Source organism: Bacillus sp. JST-5, from assembly GCF_057747715.1.
Genome location: NZ_JBYLHW010000038.1, coordinates 1 through 25,997 on the forward strand (window position 1 = coordinate 1; position 25,997 = coordinate 25,997).

The window sequence follows — 25,997 nt, forward strand, 5'->3', positions numbered from 1 at the left end:
TACCAAGGAGTAACCCTCTTTTTCATGTTATTTGCTTATTAACTATCGCGCTTTCGCTTGGTGGCCCCCTCATTTGTAGAGCGTTCTAACGTTCCCTCAACAAATGAGGGGGTTAAATTTTGCCCACAATAATTTTACTCATACAACTCTTATGTAGATTTTATGGGAACATATTGTTTTACGACATCTCTTATTTCATCAATGTCAAACGGTTTGGCGAAATGGGTGATAGCCCCTAATTCCTTAGCTTCTTGAATCATATCTAACTCGCCATATGCCGTCATAATAATGACTCGTATATCTTTATTGATTGTTTTCATTCGTTTTAAAATTTCTAAGCCATCCATTCCTGGAATTTTCATATCTAATAAAACTAAATCGGGGTTTTGTTCTTTTACAATTTCTAACGCTTGGATACCGTTAGCTGCTTGATATGTTTCATAACCGGCTTTTTGAAACACTTCACTTAATAAAATCCTAATTCCAAATTGATCATCCACAATTAATAATTTCCCCTTCAACTAAACTCACCCCATTCTCTCTTCAATTCGTTCACAAACTCCACTCCATTGAGAGTATTCGATATATTTGTCGAAAACCCTTTCATTCTAAAAAATTATTTCTCAACAAATGTCGCACTTTTTCGACTGAAAGTAAATTTCAATATAACATAAATAATGTCATAAACTATTGTTCTTTTCTCCATTGTACTAAAATAATATAATGAAACATTATTTACACTATTGTACTAGAGGTGACTTCATTGGATAAAATTTTTCTCACGCAATTAACTGGGGTGTTAAAAAAAATACAAGAGCAGGAAGAATTTCAATTGGAAGATAGTGCCCGTTTAATCGCACAGGCATTAATCGGGGAAGGTACAGTATTTATTTGGGGAAATCAAGAACTAGAAGGAGTAATTTTTGAAGCAAGCAAAGGGAAAGAAACGATTCCTAGAGTGAAAGAGCTTGATGAAATCGATCCATTAACGGATTTAGACCGCGTGATTCTTTTTTCAAGAACCTCTTCCGATAAAGAATTGCTAGAATTAGGAAGAAACCTATATGAGAAAAACGTACCTTTTATTGCAGTAGCATCGAAGGTGGAAGGTGAAGGGATTGAGTCTATCGCAGATATTTTTATTGATTTAAAAATAAAAAACGGCTTAGTCCCAACAGAAACAGGTGAACGAATCGGATATCCTTATTTACTTGCTTCTATCTTTGTTTATCACCATATTTCATTTCTTGTGAAAGAAATATTATCGGAATATGAAGAATGAGGCATTCTGACTAAATCACAATTTCTTCGATATTCTTACAACCTTCGATATCTAACTTGCAACTAGGTTGATTTTATTTGCAAGTCGATGGTTCGATAGTGAATATACTAAACAAGTGATCGAAAAATCTTGCAGCTCGTGCTGATATATTTGCAAGTTGATTGATCAGCGGTGAATTATTGAACTAGTATTAGAAAAAAACTTGCAACTCATATTGATTTATTTGCAAGTTGAACATTCAAGGTCGGTTTTTTCTCAAGAAGGAAGGATTGGCGAGTGCCAATCCTGACCAATTGAATGTATATTTGCAACTCTTTCGATCGAATTTGCAAGTTGATAAAAAGTATTTGTAACTTGCAGAAAGTTATTTGCAACTAGAAACAATCGTATTTGCAAGTAAGAAAAAAACTTGTAACTATCGAAAAATTATTTGTAACTCTAGAATATGAACTTGCAAGTCGACAAAAAATCTTGCAACTAAAATTTAATTATTTGCAAGTTAATAGTTCGAAGGGAAATTTTTTATTTAAGCAATATAAAAAACTTGCAGCTCGTATGGATATATTTGCAAGTTAAACGTTCAAGAATGAATTTGTTTTTTTAAATAAAATGCAAAGCCAGTGAAATGTTAAAAGAAAAGTTCCACTGGCTTTTCTATTACATGGAAGGTTTTGTCCCGCCTCTTATTATTTTCCTTCTTTTTGCATAAGAGCTGCTTCTATAAATCCACGGAATAGCGGTTGTGGTCTAGTTGGTCTTGATTTGAATTCCGGATGGAATTGGCTCGCAACAAACCATGGATGATCAGGAATCTCAATAATTTCCACTAATCGACCATCTGGGCTTGTACCAGAGAATACTAAACCTTTTTGTTCCATGACCTCACGATATTCGTTGTTAAATTCATATCGATGACGGTGTCTTTCATAGATAATTTCATCATTATATACGGTATGTGCTTTTGTTCCCTCTAAAATTTTGCAAGGGTAAAGTCCTAAACGCAACGTTCCACCTAAATCTTCTACATCTTTTTGTTCTGGTAATAAGTCGATAATTGGATAAGGTGTATTAGGGTCAATTTCCGCGGAATTTGCTCCATTATAACCTAAAACATTGCGTGCAAATTCAATGGTTGCTAATTGCATTCCTAAACAAATTCCTAAGAATGGCACTTTTTGTTCACGAGCATAGCGAATGGCCTCAATTTTTCCTTCAACCCCACGATCACCAAAGCCACCTGGAACTAATATTCCATGGACATCCTTTAATAACTCATCTACGTTATCTTTATTGACTGTTTCAGCATTAATCCATTTAATATCAATATCCGAATCGAATACATATCCAGCGTGTTTTAATGCCTCTACAACAGAAATATAAGCATCTTGCAATTCAACGTATTTACCAACTAACGCAATGCTTACATTTTGCTTTAAGTTTTGAACTTTGTTTACTAACTCAATCCATTCCGTCATGTCAGGTTCATGGGATACTAGTTTTAAATGATTACATACGATTTCATCTAATTTTTGTTCTTGGAGTGATAACGGTATGGAATAAAGTGTTTCGGCATCTCTCGCTTCAATGACCGCTTTCGGATCAATATCACAGAATAATGCGATTTTGTCTTTCATTTCTTGTGGAATCGGCATTTCCGTTCTAACAACGATCACATTTGGCTGAATTCCTAAACTACGCAATTCTTTTACACTATGTTGAGTTGGTTTTGTTTTTAATTCACCTGCTGCCTTAATAAATGGCACTAATGTACAATGAATGTACATCACATTATCTCGACCAATGTCGCTTTTAATTTGACGGATGGCTTCTAAAAATGGAAGTGATTCAATATCTCCTACTGTTCCGCCAATTTCCGTAATTACAACATCGGCGTTCGTTTCTTTTCCAGCTCTAAACACTTGTTCTTTAATTTCATTCGTAATGTGAGGAATAACTTGAACTGTTCCTCCTAAATACTCACCGCGGCGCTCTTTCTTGATTACTGATGAATACACTTTTCCGGTAGTAATATTGCTATATTTATTTAAATTAATATCGACAAAACGCTCATAATGTCCTAAATCGAGGTCTGTTTCCGCACCATCATCTGTAACAAATACTTCCCCATGTTGATAAGGGCTCATTGTCCCCGGGTCAACGTTAATGTACGGATCAAATTTTTGAATCGCAATTTTTAATCCGCGATTTTTTAGTAGTCTACCTAAAGATGCAGCCGTAATCCCTTTTCCTAACGAAGAAACTACTCCACCTGTAACAAAAATATACTTTGTCATGCTAGGTCCTCCTCATTTTTGTGCAATTTATCTTCAATTAATAGATAAAAATAAATTCATGATACATATTTACAGGTTAACCATAAGATCAACATTCATTTATTTATTTTCTCCATCTTTTTCATATTGAATGGATCCATAATGAAAAATACCCGAAAAATAAAATAAAAAACGCCCCCTTCTTATCAAAAGTAGGGAGCGTTATGTATTTGAAAAATAATCTATATTTTTATGGAGCCCAAAAAGAATTTTAACAATTAGATCATCGCAAGTCAAGAGAACTTTATTCTTCTTCCTCTTCGTCCAAATCTTCATCAACGTCGATATCTAAATCTAATGAATCATCCTCATCATCGTCAAGATCAAAATCGTCATCATCTACATTTCCAAAGTCATCATCATCGTCTTCAAGTAGTTCGTCTTCGTCATCTTCGATTATATCGTCATCGTCGTAGTCATCCAAATCATCGAAGTCTAAATCATCTTCATCCACTTCATCGTAGTCTTCAATGTCAAGATCAAGATCGTCATCCAACATAGCCTTTTTCGCTTTTTTCTTCTTCGGTTTTGTTGGCGCAACAACCTCTTCTTCTACATGTTCAACTGGATACCATGCACGAAGTCCCCATGTATTTCCACCTAACGCAAAAAATCTTCCATCTATGTTTAAGTCAGTATAAAATTGGGACATTTTCGCTTTCATTTCATCTTCCGACATTTCCAAAAGATTTGCCACTTCTTTAAGAAGATCAATAAAAGCCATTGATTGTTTCTTTTCTTTTAATAACTCATAAGCAATTTCAATTAAGGACATTTGTAGAAGATCTTCTTTTGAAAATTGGTCCAAACTCAACGTTTCGCACTTCCTTTCTAAATTCAATATGCGCTACTGTATAAGCGTAAAATACGACTATTCAAAAATGAACCAATTCTTTATTTTACGCTTTACATCAGTGGCAGGGACTCCAATAATCATACAAAATACATATTACCCATTATAAACAAATCATGAACATTTATGCTAGTATGTTCACGTGTTTTCGCGTACCTTTTGCCCCTTTTTTTTGCCTTCCGTTTTCCGTTGTTTAAACCGATTTCTTCCTAAGCGAAAAGAAGAAATGGAAACGGCCATAATAAAAAAATAAATGGACATAAGTAAAAACGGAATAGCACCCAATTGTAAATTATAAAGGTAAAAAACTAAGCTAATCAAGAAAATAAAAATGACGATGTGGATGAAGATTTTCAATCCAAATCACTTCTTTCCAGTCGGTCTAAGATATTCCTATTTAATCTATTATAAATCAAAATATATAAGAGCACTTATAGATAAGAAAAAATTTTTTTTATAAAGGAAAGGCTTACAGTTATTCAAACTATAAGCCTTCCAACTCTAAAAAAGAGTGAAATCTGTCTTAACTAAAATCCATTCGTGTGGTTCTTTATTTTCTCCTCCAACAATCATGAAGATTTTTTCTTTACATATTCCGACGATATTGTCCCCCAACTTCATATAAGGCTTTTGTTATTTGTCCAAGACTTGCGACCTTCACCGTCTCCATTAATTCAGCAAAAATATTTCCTCCGCTTACAGCTACTTCTTTCAAACGTTTCAACGCTTCATCGACGCGATCTTTATGTTTCTCTTGGAATTGTCGGAGGTTATGAATTTGCAACTCTTTTTCTTCTTTCGTTGCTCTTGCTAGTTCCATATTGTTTAACTCTTCTTCAGACGGAGGATTTGGATTTAAATACGTATTGACTCCGATAATTGGTAATTCTCCACTATGTTTTTTCATTTCATAATACATGGACTCTTCTTGAATTTTTCCACGTTGATATTGCGTTTCCATCGCGCCAAGAACTCCGCCGCGATCGTTGATTCGATCAAATTCTTTTAGTACGGCTTCCTCTACTAAGTCTGTTAATTCTTCAATAATGAAGGAACCTTGAAGAGGATTCTCATTTTTCGTTAAGCCGTGTTCTTTCGTAATAATCAACTGTATTGCCATAGCACGACGAACAGATTCTTCGGTAGGTGTTGTAATTGCCTCATCATATGCATTTGTATGAAGGGAATTACAGTTATCTTGAAGCGCCATCAATGCTTGTAATGTCGTACGAATATCATTAAAATCAATTTCTTGTGCATGAAGAGAACGTCCCGAAGTTTGAATATGGTATTTTAGTTTTTGACTTCTTTCATTTGCTCCATATTTTTCTTTCATGACAGTCGCCCAAATTCTTCTTGCAACACGGCCAATAACGGAATATTCAGGGTCTAGTCCGTTTGAGAAGAAGAAGGAAAGATTTGGAGCAAAATCATCAATATGCATTCCTCTACTTAAATAATATTCAACGTACGTAAAACCATTAGCAAGTGTAAAGGCTAACTGAGAAATTGGATTAGCTCCCGCTTCTGCAATATGATAACCGGAAATAGAAACGGAATAATAGTTTCTTACTTTATGGTCAATAAAATATTGTTGAATATCCCCCATCATTCGTAAGGCAAACTCAGTAGAGAAAATACATGTATTTTGTCCTTGGTCTTCTTTTAAAATATCTGCTTGAACCGTACCACGAACCGTCGATAAAGTATAAGCTTTAATTTCTTCATATTCTTCTTTCGTTAAAGGTCGACCAAGCTCTTTTTCTTTCTTTTCTACTTGTTGATCAATCGCCGTGTTCATGAACATCGCTAAAATAATCGGAGCTGGCCCATTAATTGTCATAGATACAGAAGTAGATGGATGACATAAATCAAAGCCTTTATATAGCTTTTTCATGTCTTCCAACGTACATACACTAACTCCGCTTTCTCCAATTTTCCCATAAATATCAGGGCGATAATCCGGATCTTCTCCATACAAAGTAACGGAATCAAAGGCTGTACTTAACCGTTTTGCCGGATCATCTTTTGAAAGATAGTGGAACCTGCGATTTGTTCTTTCCGGAGTTCCCTCACCAGCAAATTGTCTCTTTGGATCTTCTCCTTGACGTTTGAACGGAAATACTCCTGCTGTATAAGGGAAAGAACCAGGAACATTCTCTTTATACACCCATCTAACAATTTCTCCATAATCTTTAAACTTCGGTAAAGCTACTTTTGGAATATCTAAACCGGATAAACTTTTTGTTTTTAATTCAGTAACAATTTCTTTATCTCGAATTTTTGTTACAAATTTATCTTGAGCATATCGCTTTTTCAAATCTTCCCAACCAGCAATAATTTGTTTCGTTTCCTCTGTGAGCTTGCTTTCAACATCTTTTTTTAATGCTTCTAATGAAGCTAAAACTTCACCGTTTTGCTCTTTTTCTTTAACGGCTTCAATGGCGCCTTCAATTTGGAAAAGTCTCCTTGCTAATTGCGATTGTTGCTCTACTTTTTTATGATAGTTGCGAACAGTTTCCGTAATTTCACGTAAATAATAACGACGCTCGGAAGGAATAATCACATCTTGTTTGGCAACCACTTCATGTTTTGAATATTTTGTCGTCCAATTTGTTTGGAATTTCTCGTTTAGCTTTTCAATGAGAGCTGCAAATAATGCGTTCGTACCAGGATCATTAAATTGGCTTGCAATTGTACCGTAAACCGGCATTTCATCTAGCTCTTTGTCAAAAAGCTGATGATTCCGTTGATATTGCTTTTGAACTTGTCGCTTCGCATCTTCAGACCCTTTTCGTTCAAACTTATTAATGACAATTAGATCGGCAAAATCAAGCATATCGATTTTTTCTAATTGGGAAGGTGCTCCAAATTCACTTGTCATTACATACATAGAGATGTCACTGATTTCTTTAATCTCTGCATCTCCCTGTCCAATTCCACTCGTTTCCACAATGATTAAATCAAAATCCGCAGCTTTAACTACCGATAAAGCATCTTTAATCGCTAATGAAAGCTCACTGCGCGAATTTCTTGTCGCTAATGAACGCATATACACTCTTGGGGAGAAAATGGAATTCATACGAATTCTGTCTCCGAGCAAAGCACCGCCAGTTTTTTGTTTCGTCGGATCAACGGATAATACAGCCACTTTTTTATCAGGAAATTCATTAATAAAACGGCGAATTAATTCATCGGTTAATGAACTTTTCCCAGCTCCACCCGTTCCAGTAATACCAATAACCGGTGTTTTCTTTTCTATTTCTTTCACTTTTGATAGTACTGCTTCACTACCAGCTGCCGCTTCACTGTCATTTCCAATTAACGTTTCTGCCACGGTGATTAATTTGGCAATCGATTGGTGATCTCCTTTTTTCAAGCCTTCAATGTAAGGATTGACATCACCCGTTACAGTCGGAAAATCACATTCTTTCATCATAAGATTAATCATGCCTTGAAGACCTAACTGGCGACCATCCTCTGGTGAAAAAATTCTAGCTATACCATAATCATGCAGTTCTTTAATTTCTTTAGGAATAATAACTCCACCGCCACCACCGTAAATGCGGATATGGGATGCACCTTTCTCTTTTAATAAATCGTACATGTATTTAAAAAATTCCATATGTCCGCCTTGATAAGAGGAAACGGCAATCCCTTGGACATCCTCTTGAATAGCAGCATGAACAATTTCCTCAACCGAACGGTTATGTCCAAGATGAATGACTTCCCCACCGCTAGCTTGAATAATACGCCTCATAATATTTATGGATGCATCATGTCCATCAAACAAGCTTGAAGCCGTAACAAAGCGAACTGGATGTTTCGGTTTATACACTTCTACTGTATTCATCCTTCTCCTCCTGTCCTTTATTCATGTAAGCCTTTAACCCATTGAACAAGATATCTGTTTGAAGCTGTATATATTCTTCCAATGTGAACATTTTTCTTAGTGCCCAACGTCTAAAGCCCCACATCTGTCCTTGAACAAAAATGTTATGGGCTAGTAAACGAATATGTTGGTCACTTAACGTTAATACTCCATTGTCAACGACACGTCGTATTAACGTTTCGACTAAACCGACCATTTCCATTTCTTTTTTTAATACATAAGGTAATGCTTCCTTTGATAGTGATTTTGCTTCTTGATACATGACTAAAACTTCATCTTGCATTTCATCCATCACACGAAAATAGCAGGCAATGCCTAATTTTAAATTTTCAAGAGTGCCTTCCGTTAAATCCAACTCCTGGTGCAACCTCTCTTGTACTTGGTCGTAAATACTGTCGCATACTAAATAAAGAACATCTTCTTTCGTCCGAATATACTCATATAACGTGCCAATGCTAAAACCAGAGGCTTTTGCAATTTCTCTTGTTGTCGTGCGATGAAAACCTTTTTCCTTAAAAAGAGAGACAGCCCCTTTAATCATTTGGTTTCGGCGTTTATTGATCAGCTTTTCATCTTTTACAGAAGCATGGACTTCTCGTTTTTGATCCAAACTCATCTCCCCGCTTTTAGCTTCTTAACCACAATCCATTTCATTTTCTTCAAACCTATTCATTTATTTTGTTAACATGCGAGAAATGACTAGTCGTTGAATTTCTTGCGTTCCTTCATATATTTGCGTAATTTTTGCATCACGCATAAAGCGTTCTACCGGATATTCTTTCGTATATCCGTAACCTCCAAAGATTTGAACTGCCTCTGTTGTAACTTTCATAGCTGTATCTCCAGCGAAAAGTTTGGACATCGCGGATTCTTTTCCATAAGGGAGTCCTTGTGACTCTAACCAAGCAGCTTGATAGGTTAGTAGACGCGCTGCTTCAACATTTGTTGCCATATCTGCTAATTTAAAGGAAATCCCTTGGTTAGCAGCAATTGGTTTTCCAAACTGATGACGTTCTTTTGCATATTCAATCGCTGCATCAAGAGCTCCTTGAGCAATCCCAACCGCTTGGGCAGCAATCCCGTTTCTTCCACCATCAAGCGTCATCATCGCAATTTTAAAACCTTCACCTTCTTGGCCAAGAAGGTTTTCTTTCGGTACCATGCAATCTTCAAAAATGATTTCTGTTGTTGGCGATGAACGAATACCTAACTTTTTCTCTTTCTTCCCTACGCTAAAACCTTTAAAGTCTTTTTCGATGATAAAAGCACTGACTCCTTTATGACGCTTTTCAGGATCAGTGAGCGCGAAAACGATGTAAATATCGGCAACGCCGCCGTTTGTAATAAAAATTTTCGAACCGTTTAATACATAATGATCTCCCTCAAGACGCGCGGTTGTTTTCATTCCGCCTGCATCTGAACCGGATCCCGGCTCTGTAAGACCGTAAGCACCAATTTTTTCTCCTTGAGCCATCGGTTTTAAGTATTTTTGTTTTTGCTCCTCTGTACCGAATTTGTATACCGGCCAACCTGCTAAAGAAGTATGAGCTGATAGAGTTACACCAGTGGATGCACAAACTCGAGATAATTCTTCCACTGCTATACAGTAAGCTAAATAATCACTTCCAATACCACCGTATTCTTCTGGCCACGGAATTCCTGTTAAGCCAAGTTCCGCCATTTTATCAAAAATTTCACGATCAAAACGCTCCTCTTCATCACGTTCTGCAGCTGTAGGAGCTACTTCATTTTTCGCAAAATCTCGAACCATTTTTCTAATCATTTCATGTTCTTCAGATAGACGAAAGTTCATGGTATTGAATCCTCCATTTTCATAGATTTAAAGATTTATTTCAATAAGTTTCTGCTAATAACGATTTTTTGAATTTCGCTTGTTCCTTCATATATTTCCGTAATTTTCGCATCTCTGAAATATCTTTCTACCGGATACTCCTTCGTGTATCCATAACCGCCAAAGATTTGAATCGCTTCTGTTGTAACTTCAACGGCCGTTCTTGAAGCAAATAGTTTTGCCATCGATGCTTCCATTCCACATGCTTTTCCTTGCTCCCGTAAAGATGCCGCACGATAGATTAATAGTTTGCTTGCTTCAATAGCAGTTGCCATATCCGCCAATTTAAAAGCAACTCCTTGATTGGAAGCAATCGGTTTTCCGAATTGGTGGCGTTCTTTTGCATATTGATTTGCCTTCTCAAAAGCTGCTTCAGCAATTCCTAACGCTTGGGCGGCAATTCCAATCCGACCAACATCGAGATTAGCCATGGCAATTTTAAACCCTTCTCCTTCTTCACCAAGCCGCTGCTCAACAGGGATTTTCATTTCTTCAAATGTAAGTTGTACGGTTCGGGAACCATGAAGTCCCATTTTCTTTTCATCTTTTCCGACAATAAAACCAGGGGTATCTTTTTCAACAATGAACGCCGATATTCCATGTTTTCCTTTTTCAGGATTTGTGACAGCAAACACAATATACGTATCTGCTTCACCGCCATTCGTAATAAAAATTTTTGATCCATTGATGATATAATAGTCTCCGTCGCGTACCGCTCTTGTTTTTAAAGCAGAGGCATCGGAACCTGCTTGTGGCTCTGTTAACCCAAATGCACCTAAATATTCTCCTGTAGCAAGTTTCGGTACATATTTTTTCTTTTGTTCCTCTGTTCCAAAGTATAGAATCGGATTCGTTCCAACTGATGTATGAACGGATAGTATAACCCCTACAGCAGCGCTAACTTTCGATATCTCATGAATTGCAATAATATAAGATGTAAAATCCATTCCTGCACCGCCGTATTTTTCATCGATGGGAATGCCCATTAATCCAAGTTCACCCATCTTTTTTAAAATTGAACGAGGAAATTCTCCTTCCTCCATTTTTTCCACAAAAGGAGCAATTTCATTTTGGGCAAAATCTTGGACCATTTTTTTCATCATGAGTTGTTCTTCAGTAAATTGTAAGTTCATTGTTCTTCACCCTATTCGTAAACATAGAATCCTCGGCCAGTTTTGCGACCTAGCCAACCGGCTTTCACGTATTTGCGAAGAAGTGGACAAGGACGATATTTATCGTCTCCAAAACCTTCATGAAGAGTTTCCATAATATAAAGACATGTATCTAAACCGATAAAATCAGCTAACGTTAACGGCCCCATCGGGTGATTCATCCCGAGTTTCATTACTTCATCAATGGCTTCTTTTGTTGCTACTCCTTCATAAAGGGTGTAAATAGCTTCATTGATCATTGGCATAAGAACACGGTTTGAAACAAAACCAGGAAAATCGTTCACTTCTACCGGCACTTTATTCAGACGTTTAGTCACGGATTCAATCGTTTCGTATACTTCATCACTAGTTGCCAACCCACGAATAATTTCAACAAGCTTCATTACTGGTACAGGGTTCATAAAATGCATACCGATTACTTTTTCTGGGCGCTTTGTTGCAGCAGCAATTTCTGTTATCGGTAATGATGACGTATTAGAGGCAAGTATTGTATGTTCAGGTGCTATTTCATCCAATTCTGAAAAGATTTTAGATTTAATTTCCATATTTTCTGTGGCAGCCTCTATGACTAAATCAACATCTGCCGCGTTTTTTAAATCTGTAGATTTTATGATGTTTCCGAGCACTTGTTGTTTTTCTTCATCTGACATTCTTCCTTTTTCTACTTGTCTATTTAAATTTTTCTCAATAACAGATAGACCTCTTTGCACAAATTCATCTTTAATATCATGTAGAACCACTTGATAGTTTGCTTGAGCACATACTTGAGCAATACCGGATCCCATTTGTCCTGCTCCAACTACCATGACTTTTTTAATGTCCATCACATATCCTCCTCATCTACTATTGTTTTGGAACTTCAATCATTACGGCATCTCCTTGGCCTCCGCCACTACAAATGGCCGCAATTCCAAGTCCTCCACCACGACGTTTCAATTCATATGCGAGAGTTAAAATAATTCTTGCTCCACTAGCTCCAATTGGATGACCGAGAGCAACCGCACCGCCATTAACATTTACTTTTTCTTTATCCAATCCTGCAATTTGTGAACTTGCTAAAGCAACTGCAGCAAACGCTTCATTGATTTCAAATAAATCAATATCTTCCACTGTTTTTCCTGTTTTCTTCAATAATTCGTTAATCACTAATCCAGGTGTTTTTGGAAAATCTTTTGCCTCTACTGCAACTTCAGCATGGGCAACAATTTTCGCTAAAATGTTTTTCCCTTCCTGTAGAGCCTTCTCTTCACTCATTAATACTAATGCACATGCACCGTCGTTAACTCCTGGAGCATTACCTGCTGTAATGGTTCCATCTTTTCCAAAAACCGGCGGTAATTTAGCTAGTTTTTCTAATGATGTATCTTTTCTCGGTGCTTCATCATGCTGAATAACGATTGGGGCTCCTTTTTTCTGAGGAATTTCAACAGGTACGATTTCTTCCGCTAGTTTTCCAGATTCTATCGCTTCTATTGCTTTTACGTGACTTCTATACGCCCAAGAATCTTGTTCTTCTCGACTAATACTTAATTCTTCTGCCGTTTGATTTCCGTAAGTCCCCATATGAACTCCTGTAAAGCTGCAAGAGAGGCCATCATGAATCATTAAGTCGATTACTTGCGCATCGCCCATACGAAAACCGAAACGACCTTTTGGAAGCGCGTATGGAGCGTTACTCATTGATTCCATTCCGCCAGCGACAATGACCTCTCCATCTCCAACGCGTATAATTTGATCGCCAAGGGTCACACTTCTCATTCCGGAAGCACATACTTTATTAATAGTTTCTGTTTTGACTTCCCAAGGGATTCCTGCATGTCTTGCCGCTTGTCTTGATGGGATTTGTCCCTGACCTCCTTGAAGAACCGTACCTAAAATCACTTCATCCACTCTTTCAGGATGTATGTTTGCCCGTTTGAGAGCTTCCTGAATAGCCAGCCCCCCTAACTCGGATGCTGTTAAACCGCTAAGTGCACCACCGAATTTTCCAAACGGTGTTCTTGCCCCGTCGATGATTACTGTTTTCCTCATCTTCTCATCTCCTTTATTCTTTTCATCTATTAAATTATTTGTAACCGCTTTCAACATTTCGACTGAACGCTCGCTCAACGAAGGACGTGAAAGGAAGGGACCTCATATCGATCCCCTCTCTTTTATTTATATTTTACTGAAAAATTGTTTAGAATTAAATGATTTTACAGACAATTCCGTAAATAATTAAGAAGCAATTTCCTGAACATTTCCGCAAACAGCTTTTTCTAAAATCTCTGCAACATCATATGTTTTAACGGTTTCTTCTACTTCTTTAGCTTTTGTACCGTCAGAAAGCATGGTTAAGCAATAAGGACATCCCGAACTGATAACTGTCGGATTAACAGCTAATGCTTGTTCCGTACGTGCGACGTTAATACGAGTTCCTGTATCTTCTTCCATCCACATAAGTCCTCCGCCTGCACCGCAACACATTCCTGTTTCTCTATTTCTCTCCATTTCTACTAATTTCACACCGCGAATCGATTTTAAAATTTCACGTGGCGGGTCATAAACTTCGTTATATCTTCCTAAATAACAAGAATCATGGAAGGTAATCGTCTCATTCACTTCATATTTTGGAACCAGTCTTCCTTCTTTCACTAATTTATATAGTAATTCCGTATGGTGATATACTTCTGCTTTTAATCCGAAATCCGGATATTCATTTTTAAAGATATTGTATGCATGCGGGTCAATCGTTACAATTTTCTTCACATCGTTCTTTTCAAACTCTTCAATATTTTTTACCGCCAACTCTTGGAATAAAAATTCGTTTCCTAGACGACGCGGTGTATCTCCAGAGTTCTTTTCTTTATTCCCTAAAATCGCGAATTTCACACCAGCTTCATTTAACAGCTTAGCAAATGATAGTGCGATTTTTTGGCTGCGGTTATCAAAAGATCCCATAGAACCGACCCAGAATAAATATTCGAACTCTTCTCCTTCTTTTTTCAATTCTTTGACAGTCGGTACATAAACATCACTTCGAGCTTCGCGCCAATTTTCTTTTTCTTTACGATTTAATCCCCAAGGGTTGCCTTGACGTTCGATATTTTGCATGGCTCGTTGTGCATCGGAATTCATTTTTCCTTCGGTTAATACTAAATATCTACGCAAGTCTATAATTTTTTCAACATGTTCATTCATTACTGGACATTGATCTTCACAGTTGCGACAAGTTGTACAAGCCCAAATTTCTTCTTCTGTAATGATATCTCCAATTAAACTTGGACGATATTCAACGGTTGCAGCGGTTTCTTTAGATGCTTTTCCTGCACTGGCTAAAGCGAGTTGATTTCCTTTTGTTTTCGAAAAAGCAAATGTAGGTACCCATGGTTGCTTGGATGTAACAGCTGCACCGTAATTCGTTAGATGGTCCCGCAATTTTGTAATTAAATCCATTGGTGATAACATTTTTCCGGTACCCGTTGCTGGACACATATTGGTACATCTTCCACATTCTACACAAGCATATAAATCGATTAATTGAAGTTGAGTAAAATCTTCAATTTTCCCAACACCAAAAGATTCTTGTGATTCATCTTCAAAATCAATTTTTCGTAATTTTCCTTGTTTGTCTGTTCGATTAAAAAATACGTTAGCTGGTCCTGCAATTAAATGCGCATGCTTTGACTGAGGCACATATACGAGAAATGCAAGTAGCAATAGTAAATGAATCCACCATGCGACATAGAATGCAACAATAGCTCCTGTTTCACCTAACCATGAAAATGCACTGGCAAATAAAGAAGCTACCGGCTCTGATGTTGTTGCTTCATGTCCATGCCAAATCATAGCCATACCGTTTCCGAAAAGGACCGATAACATAAGTCCGCCAATAAAGATTAAAACAAGCCCAGATTTCCATCCTCTTTTTAAGCGGACAAGCTTTTCAATGTACCGGCGATAAAATGCCCAAAATACCGCCACTAATATCATTAAAGTTACGAGCTCTTGGAAAAATGTAAATCCTGGATAGACTGGTCCTAATGGCAAGTGAGAACCAGGGGCAATCCCTTTCCAAATAAAATCGATCGCACCAAATTGCACGAGAATGAATCCATAAAAGAACATCACATGGATAATTCCGCTTTTCTTATCTTTCAATAATTTTTTTTGTCCAAAAACATTTACCCAAATTTTTTGAAACCTTTCTTTTATCTTTAAATCGAACTCTTCTTTCTTTCCTAGCTTGATGTAGGCTATTCTCGTTCGAACCACATACACAAATAAACTAACTGCGTAAGCGGTTACAGCGAGAAATGCAATTAGGTTGACCCATAACCAACCGTTCATTACTTCCACTCCTCTCTCGATGTATTTTTTAAAAAACAAAAATTTTCAGAACTGTATTACTTTTATTATATAATGAATGAGCATTCAGTCAACATATTTCTTATGCAAGACGAATCAACCACATTCTGTAAATTCCAATAAGTAGTCGGGAAGGATGCAACTTTTTAATCTTGTATGGGAAAAATATTGATGCAGTTTTACTTTTTATTTGGGGGTTGTAAATGGTGCGTCTCCTTTTATGGACGGTTTTAGCGATATTTATGATTGGAATATATCTTTTTCTTGATTATCAATTAGGAAAAAGGAGACATAAAAAGGATTATATTAAATTCGAGTTTCCTTTAAGAAAAAGTAACGTTCAAATTTTTGCTAGTGGATCAGAATTATTTGAAGAATTTTTTTCAGATTTAAAAAAGGCCACACATCATATTCATTCCTTATTTTATATAGTTCGAAATGATGATTTTAGCCATTCTTTTCTTTCTATTTTAAAGGAACGAGCCAACGAAGGAGTACAAGTGCGCCTCCTTCTAGATTGGGTTGGAAGTTTAAAATTACCGAAAAAAGAAGTTAATAAATTACGTGACGCTGGAGTTCAAATCGAGTTTTGCCATGTTCCAAAGCCTCCTTATTTTTTTTATTCCTTGCAAGCACGTAATCACCGAAAAATAACAGTAATAGATGGGAAAGTGGGATATTTGGGAGGATTTAATGTTGGGAAAGAATACATAAATCTCGATCCAAAACTCACTCCTTGGCGTGACTATCATATAAAGCTAACTGGGGAAGGCGTTCAAGATTTACAAAAGCAATTTCTCTTAGACTGGTTTGATTCAACAGGTGAACATCTAACCGATGACCATACCTATTACCCTCCATTAAACAAAGGGAATATGATTCATCGAATTGTGGCTACAGAAGGGGTGGAACTTGAGCAAGAATTTGTAAAATTAATTTCTTATGCAAAAAAATCCATTCGCATTGGAACACCATACTTTATTCCAAGTAAACGATTATTCCAATCAATCATTCATGCAATCGACAGAGGGATTGAAGTTACTATTCTCATTCCAAAGACGAGCGACCACAAGTTTGTCAAAGAAGCATCTTATCCATATTTTCGAAAACTATTAAAAAAAGGATGTAAGATTTATCAATATTTAAACGGATTTTACCATGGAAAAGTTTTAATGATTGATGAAGAAATTGTTGATATCGGTACAGCTAATATGGATAAACGTAGCCTTTATTTAAATTGTGAAGTTAATTGCATTTTTTACAGTCATGAAGTGCTAAAAAATATGAAAGAGATTTATGAAAAAGATTTATCAAACTCTCACCTTTTAACTTTAGATGAATTAAATCATCCAAATGTGAAACGAACGTTATTGGAATGGATAGCATTCGTTCTTTCACCACTATTATAAAGGGGTTCGGTACCTTGATCATTCGCTTTGGTTATGTTTCTACATCACTAACTCTTTGGGAAGCATCGCCTTCTCGTACGATCACATTTACAAGGTATAAGAAATTAACAAAAGAGGAACGAAAGGAAAAATTATTATCGATCACGAAAGAAAATTTACAAAATACCATCCGAACATTACTATTTAATGCTGCCTATCAAATACCTTTATATCGCTTTTCTAGTTCCATTGTTCCACTTGCCACACACCCGGAAGTACGATGGAATTTTATCGATCCTTTTATTAACGAATGGAAGGAAATCGGACAAATTGTTACTGAACATAAAATGAGAGTCAGCTTTCATCCAAATCAATTTACTTTATTTACAAGTCCTAAAAAAGAAATTACGGAAAACTCCATCATCGATATGGATTACCACTATCAAATGTTAGCTGCTATGGGGATTGAGAAAAACTCGATGATTAACATTCATATCGGAGGAGCGTATGGAGATAAAAAGACAACATTAGTCCGTTTTGCAGAAAATTTAAAGCAGCTTCCTTCCCATATTAAAGACAGGATGACACTTGAAAACGATGATAAAACATATACCGCCCTTGAAACGTTAAAGGTTTGCGAAAAAGAACAAATTCCATTTGTCTTTGATTATCACCACCATTACGCCAATTCTCAAGAAGAGCCATTATCAGATTTATTACCGCGAATATTTAAAACATGGGAATTGTCCAAACTTCGGCCAAAAGTTCACCTTTCCTCGCCTAAATCAGAAAAAGAAATTCGCTCACATGCTGTTTATGTCGATGTACAATTCATCTTACCTTTTTTACAATTAGTAAAAGAGCTAAATGTCGACATTGATGTTATGATTGAAGCAAAGAAAAAAGATTTAGCTTTAATGAAGCTTTTGAATGACCTTAGTAGAATTCGAGGAATTAAAAGAATTGGCGGAGCAACGATTGAATGGTAAGGAGAGTTGGCTTTGAATAAAGTAGCGGTTTCATGGAGCGGCGGAAAAGATAGTATGCTCATGTTTCATCAATTAGTTACTAAAAAAATTCCGATCTATAAACTATTTACAACCATTGATAGAAAAACAAACCGTACGATTTCTCATCATATACGACGCGAACTCCTATTATCTCAAGTACATTCACTTGGATTTCCTTTGGAAGAAATATTTCTCCCTTCACACCCTACCAATGAGCAATATGAAAAAGTTATGAACCAGTTTTATACTAACTTAGAGAAAGAGAATGTTGACCAAATTGCCTTTGGAGATTTATTTTTACAAGATATACGAACATATCGTGAAAAAACATTTATAGAAAGAAAAATCTCCCCTATTTTTCCTATTTGGGGTATGAACTCTTCTCAATTAGCAAACGAATTGATTCAACTAGGATATAGGGCAATCATTGTAGCCATTAATAGTGAAGTGCTATCAACAGAGCTACTAGGAATGGATTATGATAAAGATTTTTTACGTTCTCTTCCTGATGGTTGTGATGTATGCGGAGAAAATGGTGAGTTTCATACGTTTGTTTATGATGGTCCCTTATTCCAAAAACCTATTACATTTCGAAAAGGGGAAATCTATCAAGACGGAAGTTATTATTGGATGGATCTCTATGAATAATTGCTTGAACCATATTCTCCCGTGACAGAAATTGATTCAATAGTATAGCTATCCTCCTTTCATGAAAACTAGCAACGTAGAGATTACATCTAATCCATGCGTACTTAATAAAAATGAGAGTCACCTCTCATTTTTTACTTCGTCCACCATGCAATGATGATTTGAAAGATTTGAAACCCTAAATAGACCCCAACAATTCCGGCTATCCCTGAGAGTGCGGGTGGTGCCGGTATTGGTAGTCTTAAAAAAGCAAATAAAAGCCCGGTTACAAGCCCTGAAATTAACGCAAGAAAAACTTCTTTCATAGAATGCTCCTCCCGTTATCTTTCTCTTGACTATTTTTTGCAATAGAAAGAGCATTTATGTTTAAATTTATCACCACGTTCACAAATAGGAAAATATTCGTTTTTTCTAGTACACATCATTCTAGTTAAAACAAAAATTGGCTGGCATGAGTATGGTGAATTACCGAATCCATGCCTGCCAATTAAATTCTTTAATATTTATAAAAGATTTTTTGTGCCACTACCGATGTTGGAAATCTTAATTTTTACTAACTAAATTTTAAAAGATAGATGCCTCCAGCAAATAGGAAAATGACTGCCAAAGCAAACTTTATTATTTTACCGAAAAAGTGATGAAATTCAATTAGCTTATAAATTGCAGTGTATCAACAGAAAAATGCAGAGTCCCGCACTTTATTAAATGATAAAAAACCGAGTATAAAATATTGTCATTTTATACTCGGCCTTCCCTTACATTTTTTCAGGTGCAGAAACACCGATTAAAGATAGTGCGTTTTTTAATGTTGTTTGGACTGCTTTTACTAAAGAAAGTCTAGCAACTGTTTTATTTTTATTTTCTAAATCTAACACTTTTTCCGCATTATAAAAACTATGGAACGTTGATGCAAGCTCATGAATATAATTGGTGACTCGATGAGGACTTCTACGTTCCGCTGCTACAGCTACTACTTGTGGGAATTCACCTAATTTCTTCAACACATCATATTCTTTTTCTGATTGAATTAAGCTGAAATCAGCATCTAGCGAATACGTTATATTTTGTTCTTCAGCTTGACGTAAGATGCTACAAATACGAGCATGTGCATATTGTGCATAATACACTGGATTTTCATTGGATTTAGAAACCGCTAAATCTAAATCAAAATCCATATGAGTATCGGAACTTCTCATCGCAAAGAAATATCGAACCGCATCTAATCCAACCTCTTCAACAAGCTCACGCATAGTCACTGCTTTTCCTGTACGTTTACTCATTTTCATTTTCTCGCCATTTTTAAATAAATGGACAAGTTGGATGATTTCGACTTCTAAACGATTGGAATCGATTCCTAAAGCTTCCAATGCTGCTTTAACTCGAGGAATATATCCATGATGGTCGGCTCCCCAAATATTTATAACCGTTTCAAAGCCACGATCAAATTTATCTTTATGATAAGCAATATCTGGAGTTAAATAAGTATAAGTACCGTCATTTTTAATTAATACGCGGTCTTTGTCATCGCCAAAAGCGGTTGATTTTAACCAAACGGCTCCGTCTTGTTCATACACATAACCGCTTTCTTTTAACGCTTTTAATGCTACATCAATTTTCCCATTTTCATATAAAGATGTTTCACTATACCATACATCAAATGCAACACGGAAGTTTTCCAAGTCTTTTTTCAACTTTTCTAATTCGTATTTCAAACCATATTCACGGAAAAATTGATAACGTTCTTCTTCGGATGCATGTATGTATTTATCGCCAAATTCTTCGGCTAATCTTTTCCCAATTTGCACAATATCTTCACCGTGGTAACCGTCTTCTGGCATTTCCTTTTCCATTCCTAAAGCTTGAAAGTAGCGTGCCTCTACTGACAAAGCTAAATTATGAATTTGGTTTCCTGCATCATTGATATAATATTCTCTTGTCACGTCATAACCGGCCATAGATAGAATATTGCATAATGAGTCCCCAACAGCCGCTCCTCTAGCATGCCCTAAGTGAAGATCACCGGTAGGATTAGCTGAAACAAACTCAACTTGTACTTTACGACCTTTTCCGCTATTGGACTCCCCGTACTTTTCACCACTATTTAAAATTAAAGGTATTAACTTTGTTAAATAATGATTATTCATATAAAAATTGATAAATCCAGGTCCAGCAATTTCAATCTTTTCAATGGAGGCTTTCTCTTTGTCGATATGATTGACAATCTCTTCTGCGATCAATCTTGGTGCCTTTTTCGCAATTCGCGCTAATTGCATGGCCATATTCGTTGAGTAATCACCATGCGCTTTTTCCTTTGGAATTTCTAGAACTACGTTTGGTATTTGATCCTCTTCGGCTAAACCTGCTTGAATGACAGCTGCTTTAATTTCTTCTTTTAACGATTGCTGCACTTTTTCAACAATATTCATTGATCGTTTCCTCCTTCTTTAATTGGAAAGAAAGTGTATAAATTCCGACGACTTCATGTTGCATATAAAGTTCATAAGAAAAAAGCAATTCTCCTTCTTGTCGCTCTTTATCCCAATCAAAATATATTTTATTTGTATTTAATATAAGCGGAAAACTACCATATTGGTTTTCAAAAGAGCCTTCCGTTTTTACTCCTTTTTGCAATGAAAACCTCATATTAATGGCGCCGTTTCTCATAATTAAAACTTGATTGTTTGATATCTTTATAACATTTTTGATTTTCCCCGACTCTGTTACTTCTTCGTATGTAATAAATTGTGAACCATTTTTTTCATAATATCGCCCGAATGAAATAATTTCAAAATTTTCTGTTTCACCGTCTTGGGAAATTTCAGTATGAAGATGAATTTTAATCGGGGTAAAACCGGTATTCTCCATGAAAACACTTCCTTGACGTAAATTCATATACTATTTTATTAAAGAGAATTTCCCACCGATTTTCAAGTTTTTAAATAAAAAAGCTATTATAGAATTGCCAACTAATATAAAAGTCCGACATCAGCCGGACTTCTTTTGTTTCATTATTTTTTTACCCAACCAAGAAGAATTTCACGAACGAATTTGCTAGCAGCAATTTGCGTTTGTTCTGTTGGATCATAGGCCGGAGCTACTTCTACAATATCTGCCCCAATTACACGGACATCAGAATTCGCAATAGCTGTTATTGCCTCTAATAGCTCTTTAGAAGAAATGCCTCCCGCTTCAGCTGTTCCAGTTCCAGGTGCATGCGCAGGATCTAATACATCAATATCGATCGTTACATAAACATTTCTTCCTTTTAATGTAGGTAATACTTCTTTTAATGGTGCCGCAACATCGAATTTCGCCATATACATTCCAGATTCTTTCGCAAATTGGAATTCTTCTCTCATACCAGAACGAATCCCGAAAGAATACACATTTTTCGCACCAATTAAATCACATGCTTTACGTATTGGTGTTGAATGGGATAACGGTTCTCCTTCATATTGTTCCCGTAAATCTGCATGGGCATCAATATGAATAATCGCAAAATCATCAAAGCGTTTATGAAATGCCTTGAAAATTGGCCATGATACTAAATGTTCTCCCCCAAGACCTAATGGAAACTTGCCAGCATCTAAAATACGACCAACAAAATCTTCAATCATATCTAAACTTCTTTGCGCATTCCCAAAAGGTAACGGAATATCACCCGCATCGTAATATTTAACTTCTTCTAGATGCTTGTCTAAATAAGGGCTATATTCTTCCAGCCCTAACGAAACTTCACGAATTCTCGCTGGACCAAAACGAGATCCTGGACGGAAACTTACTGTCCAATCCATCGGCATTCCATAAATGACCGCTTCACTTTCTTCAAAATTTGCGTGACTTCTAATAAATACATTACCTGAATAAGCTTCATCAAAACGCATGAGTAATCCCTCTCTATTCTATTCCTTCGTTAAATCATCAACAAACTTAGGTAAAACAAAGGACGCCCAATGAATATCTTTCGTATAATATTTCGTTTCAATTTCATGGAAACGACTTTCAGGAACTTGCAACGGATCATATTTTTTAGAACCTATCGTAAATGTCCATAAACCACTTGGATAGGTTGGAATGTTTGCTGTATATAATTTCGTAATTGGGAAAATTTCTTTTACGTCTTTAAAAACTTTTCGAATTAAATCTGCTTTAAACCAAGGGTTATCTGTCTGTGCGACAAAGATTCCATCTTCTTTCAATGCTTTAGAAATACCTGCATAAAATCCTTTTGTAAACAAATTAACAGCTGGACCAACCGGCTCAGTAGAGTCTACCATAATAACATCGTACATATTTTCACTTTTCGCAATATGCATAAATCCGTCATCAACAATGACTTCCACACGCTCATTGTCTAATTCACCGGCAATTTCCGGAAGGTATTTTTTCGAATACTCAATGACTTTTCCATCAATCTCTACAAGCACTGCTTTTTTCACACTAGGGTGTTTTAAAACTTCGCGGATAACTCCTCCATCTCCCCCGCCAACAACTAGAACATTTTCCGGGTTTGGATGAGTAAATAATGGTACATGTGCTACCATTTCATGATATACAAACTCATCTTTTTGAGTAGTCATGACCATACCGTCAAGTACAAGCATGTTTCCCCATTCAGCAGTCTCTACCATATCCAACTTTTGAAATTCTGTTTGCTCTGTATGTAATGTTTTTTTAATTTCCATCGTAATACCGAAGTGTTCGGTTTGCTTTTCTGTAAACCAAATGCTCATTAGTGTCTTCACAATCCTTCCTATGTGGATTTCATTACTGTTTAGCTTTCCCTATGAGAATTTCAAACATGAGAAAAGTATAGTAAAATCTTCTTCATTTGCAAAGTTTTTTTTGACATTTAGGTTTAAAAATTTTCACGGATTTTCATACTAACATTGAATAGGAATTTTTTTCTATTATTATTAGAAATAATTGTCATTATGGAGGTGCACCCTTTTGGAAATCATCACGGACAAACACTTTAGAAAAACAGCGAAATATTTTCGTACAGCCATTTTTATTGGCGCGTGTGCAACCATTGCTTTTTTTATTTTCCTATTTTCCATTTACACGATTGCTAAACTAATGGGGCCACCTCCAATTGCCGTTCCTCAATCAACGTTATATTTTGCAGAAGATGGAACAGTCATTGGCGAAACAAATATGAACGGTCAAAAACGATATTGGGTGAGTGTAGATGACATTTCTCCATATTTAATCCAGTCTACGATTGCTGTAGAAGACAAACGTTTTTATAAACATTTAGGATTTGATTTTCGAAGAATTATTGGAGCCATATTGGCGGATATAAAATCCTTTTCCAAAGCAGAAGGAGCTAGCACGATTTCCCAACAATACGCTCGCAACCTTTTCTTAACCCTTGATAAAACTTGGAGCCGGAAGATTACAGAAGCTTTTTATACGATTCGTCTTGAAGTCAATTATTCTAAAAAAGATATTTTAGAAGGGTATTTAAATACCATTTACTATGGACACGGTGCATATGGAGTAGAAGCGGCCAGCCAATTTTATTTTGGCAAAAGTGCTAAAGATTTAAATTTGGCCGAAGCTTCTTTATTAGCCGGAATTCCAAAAGGTCCTTCCATTTATTCACCATTAGAGTCTTGGGAAAAGGCAAAAGAGCGTCAAAAAGTAATTTTACAATCAATGGTAGAAAACGGACTGATCTCTAAAGAAGAAGCGAAAAAAGCTTATCAAGAAGAATTAACGATCGTCGGTAAGCACCTTTACAAGCAAAATGAAATAGCTCCATATTTTCAAGATGTTGTGACAAATATTTTAAAAACAAAACTAGGGATTGATGATCGTTCCATCGATTTAGGAGGCTTAAAAATTTACACTACTTTAAATCCTTCCTTGCAAAAAATTGCGGAAAACGTCATAAACAAAACGATTGCTAGTGAATCGGATATTCAGCTTGGGTTTGTAGCTCAAGACCCTAAAACTGGCCATATTCTTGCACTGGTGGGCGGACGAAATTATGAAAAGAGTCCATATAATCGTGCCGTTCAATCATTGCGTCAACCTGGCTCAACCATAAAACCGATTCTATATTACGCCGCCCTTGAACATGGATTTACACCTTCAACCACTTTAAAAAGTGAATTAACAACTTTTAAATATGATGAAGGAAGAAAATCGTATACTCCACATAATTTTAATAACTTATATGCCAATAAAGACATTACATTAACTCAAGCATTGGCATTGTCAGATAATGTTTATGCAGTAAAAACACATCTATTTTTAGGAATGGATACACTAGTTGAATATGCTAAAAAATTTGGTATCAATACCCATTTGGACAAAGTCCCATCGTTAGCTCTCGGAACAAGTGGAGTTCGTGTCATCGATATGGTGAATGCGTATAGTCATTTTGCAAACGGAGGATATGCTGTTGAACCCGTGTTTATTACAAAAGTGGAAAATGCCAAAGGGGAAGTTATTTTTGAACATAAAGAGGAAAAAGAAAGAATTTTAGACCCTGATAAAGCATTTGTTATGACGCATATGATGACAGGCATGTTCGACTCACGATTAAATAGCTATTCAATGGTAACCGGAAGTTCTGTAATTGATCGAATGACAAGAACTTATGCAGGTAAATCCGGCTCCACCGATACCGATAGCTGGATGATAGGATTTACGCCGCAATTAGTAAGCGGAGTTTGGACAGGTTATGATCAAGGAAAAGATATTACATTAGCTGCTGAAAAATCATACGCAAAAGAGATTTGGATCTCATTTATGGAAGAAGCATTGAAATCACAACCGAAAAAAGCTTTTAAACCTACAAAAAATGTTGTCGGCATTTATGTAGATCCCGAAACTGGACTCATTGCGACAAAAGATTGTCCTGTTTCTCGATTGACTTATTTTGAAGCAGGGACAGAACCGGTAGAACATTGTCATTTGCACAGCCATACAAATAACAAAAAAGAGGAAAAACAAATGAAGAAAGAATCAAAGAAGAAAGAAAAATGGTATGAACGATTCTTCGACTGGATTCCTTAACGAGCTGACTGAGAAAAAATGATCATTTCTCCAATTATGGAAAATGATCATTTTTTATGACTTTCACATTTTCTTACTATTCTCTATAGAACCTAATAGTAATCGAGTAGGAGGGGGTGACTAACCCCCGACCTCTCACACCACCGTACGTACCGTTCGGTATACGGCGGTTCAATTAAGTATGACGTAGA

20 protein-coding genes are annotated in these 25,997 nt (G+C 36.2%); 5 read left to right on the forward strand and 15 right to left on the reverse strand.

Translation table 11 applies throughout. The annotated features are described in order from the left end of the window. Positions 1–149: 149 nt before the first annotated feature. Positions 150–521 carry a response regulator gene (locus tag AC3ASS_RS08975; RefSeq protein ID WP_488283191.1) on the reverse strand — a complete coding sequence of 124 codons (372 nt, stop codon included), beginning with the start codon at positions 519–521 and terminating at the stop codon, positions 150–152. Positions 522–763: 242 nt separating this feature from the next. On the opposite strand from AC3ASS_RS08975, the gene AC3ASS_RS08980 reads away from it, so the two are divergent. Next, entirely contained in the window at positions 764–1,282 is a 519-nt protein-coding gene (locus AC3ASS_RS08980) for a DUF2529 family protein (RefSeq protein WP_488283192.1), read from the forward strand. A 686-nt stretch (positions 1,283–1,968) separates the two neighbouring features. Here AC3ASS_RS08980 and pyrG read toward each other — a convergent pair. The 9 genes from pyrG to AC3ASS_RS09025 all read right to left on the reverse strand — a co-directional run bounded on the left by pyrG (position 1,969) and on the right by AC3ASS_RS09025 (position 15,713). Further along, positions 1,969–3,576, reverse strand: a complete 1,608-nt coding sequence (gene pyrG / locus AC3ASS_RS08985) for a CTP synthase (protein ID WP_488283193.1) — start codon at positions 3,574–3,576, stop codon at positions 1,969–1,971. A gap of 283 nt (positions 3,577–3,859) precedes the next feature. Further along, a complete protein-coding gene (rpoE, locus tag AC3ASS_RS08990) occupies positions 3,860–4,429 on the reverse strand; it encodes a DNA-directed RNA polymerase subunit delta (RefSeq protein WP_488283194.1) in 570 nt (189 codons plus the stop codon). A gap of 625 nt (positions 4,430–5,054) precedes the next feature. Beyond that, complete coding sequence (gene icmF, locus AC3ASS_RS08995) at positions 5,055–8,321, reverse strand: fused isobutyryl-CoA mutase/GTPase IcmF (RefSeq protein WP_488283195.1); 3,267 nt, start codon at positions 8,319–8,321, stop codon at positions 5,055–5,057. Beyond that, entirely contained in the window at positions 8,299–8,970 is a 672-nt protein-coding gene (locus AC3ASS_RS09000; RefSeq protein WP_488283196.1) for a TetR/AcrR family transcriptional regulator, read from the reverse strand. The genes icmF and AC3ASS_RS09000 overlap by 23 nt, the downstream gene beginning before the upstream one ends. A 63-nt stretch (positions 8,971–9,033) precedes the next feature. Beyond that, positions 9,034–10,173, reverse strand: coding sequence for an acyl-CoA dehydrogenase (locus tag AC3ASS_RS09005; RefSeq protein ID WP_488283197.1), 1,140 nt, complete (start codon positions 10,171–10,173; stop codon positions 9,034–9,036). 35 nt (positions 10,174–10,208) lie between these two features. Continuing rightward, positions 10,209–11,345: an acyl-CoA dehydrogenase gene (locus AC3ASS_RS09010; RefSeq protein WP_488283198.1), complete on the reverse strand. Its 1,137-nt coding sequence runs from the start codon at positions 11,343–11,345 to the stop codon at positions 10,209–10,211. Between the two features lie 11 nt (positions 11,346–11,356). After that, entirely contained in the window at positions 11,357–12,208 is an 852-nt protein-coding gene (locus tag AC3ASS_RS09015; RefSeq protein WP_488283199.1) for a 3-hydroxybutyryl-CoA dehydrogenase, read from the reverse strand. Between the two features lie 19 nt (positions 12,209–12,227). Continuing rightward, complete coding sequence (locus tag AC3ASS_RS09020) at positions 12,228–13,415, reverse strand: acetyl-CoA C-acetyltransferase (protein WP_488283200.1); 1,188 nt, start codon at positions 13,413–13,415, stop codon at positions 12,228–12,230. A gap of 186 nt (positions 13,416–13,601) precedes the next feature. Further along, a complete protein-coding gene (locus AC3ASS_RS09025; protein WP_488283201.1) occupies positions 13,602–15,713 on the reverse strand; it encodes a (Fe-S)-binding protein in 2,112 nt (703 codons plus the stop codon). Between the two features lie 221 nt (positions 15,714–15,934). Here AC3ASS_RS09025 and cls point away from each other — a divergent pair, with 221 nt between their 5' ends. Genes cls through AC3ASS_RS09040 form a run of 3 tightly spaced genes read left to right on the forward strand, consistent with a single transcriptional unit; the run spans position 15,935 to position 18,777 of the window. Then, entirely contained in the window at positions 15,935–17,140 is a 1,206-nt protein-coding gene (gene cls, locus AC3ASS_RS09030) for a cardiolipin synthase (RefSeq protein WP_488283202.1), read from the forward strand. 14 nt (positions 17,141–17,154) lie between these two features. Then, positions 17,155–18,108, forward strand: a complete 954-nt coding sequence (gene uvsE / locus AC3ASS_RS09035; protein ID WP_488283203.1) for a UV DNA damage repair endonuclease UvsE — start codon at positions 17,155–17,157, stop codon at positions 18,106–18,108. Positions 18,109–18,120: 12 nt separating this feature from the next. After that, complete coding sequence (locus AC3ASS_RS09040) at positions 18,121–18,777, forward strand: Dph6-related ATP pyrophosphatase (RefSeq protein ID WP_488283204.1); 657 nt, start codon at positions 18,121–18,123, stop codon at positions 18,775–18,777. A 134-nt stretch (positions 18,778–18,911) separates the two neighbouring features. On the opposite strand, the gene AC3ASS_RS09045 is transcribed toward AC3ASS_RS09040, so the two are convergent. The 5 genes from AC3ASS_RS09045 to speE form a co-directional block, all read right to left on the reverse strand. After that, positions 18,912–19,082 (reverse strand): XapX domain-containing protein, encoded by a 171-nt coding sequence (locus tag AC3ASS_RS09045; RefSeq protein WP_488283205.1) that lies wholly within the window; start codon positions 19,080–19,082, stop codon positions 18,912–18,914. Between the two features lie 450 nt (positions 19,083–19,532). Further along, positions 19,533–21,203 (reverse strand): arginine--tRNA ligase, encoded by a 1,671-nt coding sequence (gene argS, locus AC3ASS_RS09050; RefSeq protein WP_488283206.1) that lies wholly within the window; start codon positions 21,201–21,203, stop codon positions 19,533–19,535. After that, a complete protein-coding gene (locus AC3ASS_RS09055) occupies positions 21,190–21,642 on the reverse strand; it encodes a YwiB family protein (protein WP_488283207.1) in 453 nt (150 codons plus the stop codon). Before AC3ASS_RS09055 ends, argS begins: the two co-directional genes overlap by 14 nt. 143 nt (positions 21,643–21,785) lie before the next feature. After that, a complete protein-coding gene (gene speB, locus AC3ASS_RS09060) occupies positions 21,786–22,661 on the reverse strand; it encodes an agmatinase (RefSeq protein ID WP_488283208.1) in 876 nt (291 codons plus the stop codon). An 18-nt stretch (positions 22,662–22,679) separates the two neighbouring features. Continuing rightward, entirely contained in the window at positions 22,680–23,510 is an 831-nt protein-coding gene (gene speE / locus AC3ASS_RS09065) for a spermidine synthase (RefSeq protein ID WP_488283209.1), read from the reverse strand. 217 nt (positions 23,511–23,727) lie between these two features. On the opposite strand from speE, the gene AC3ASS_RS09070 reads away from it, so the two are divergent. Then, a complete protein-coding gene (locus AC3ASS_RS09070) occupies positions 23,728–25,806 on the forward strand; it encodes a transglycosylase domain-containing protein (protein WP_488283210.1) in 2,079 nt (692 codons plus the stop codon). Positions 25,807–25,997 lie beyond the last annotated feature (191 nt).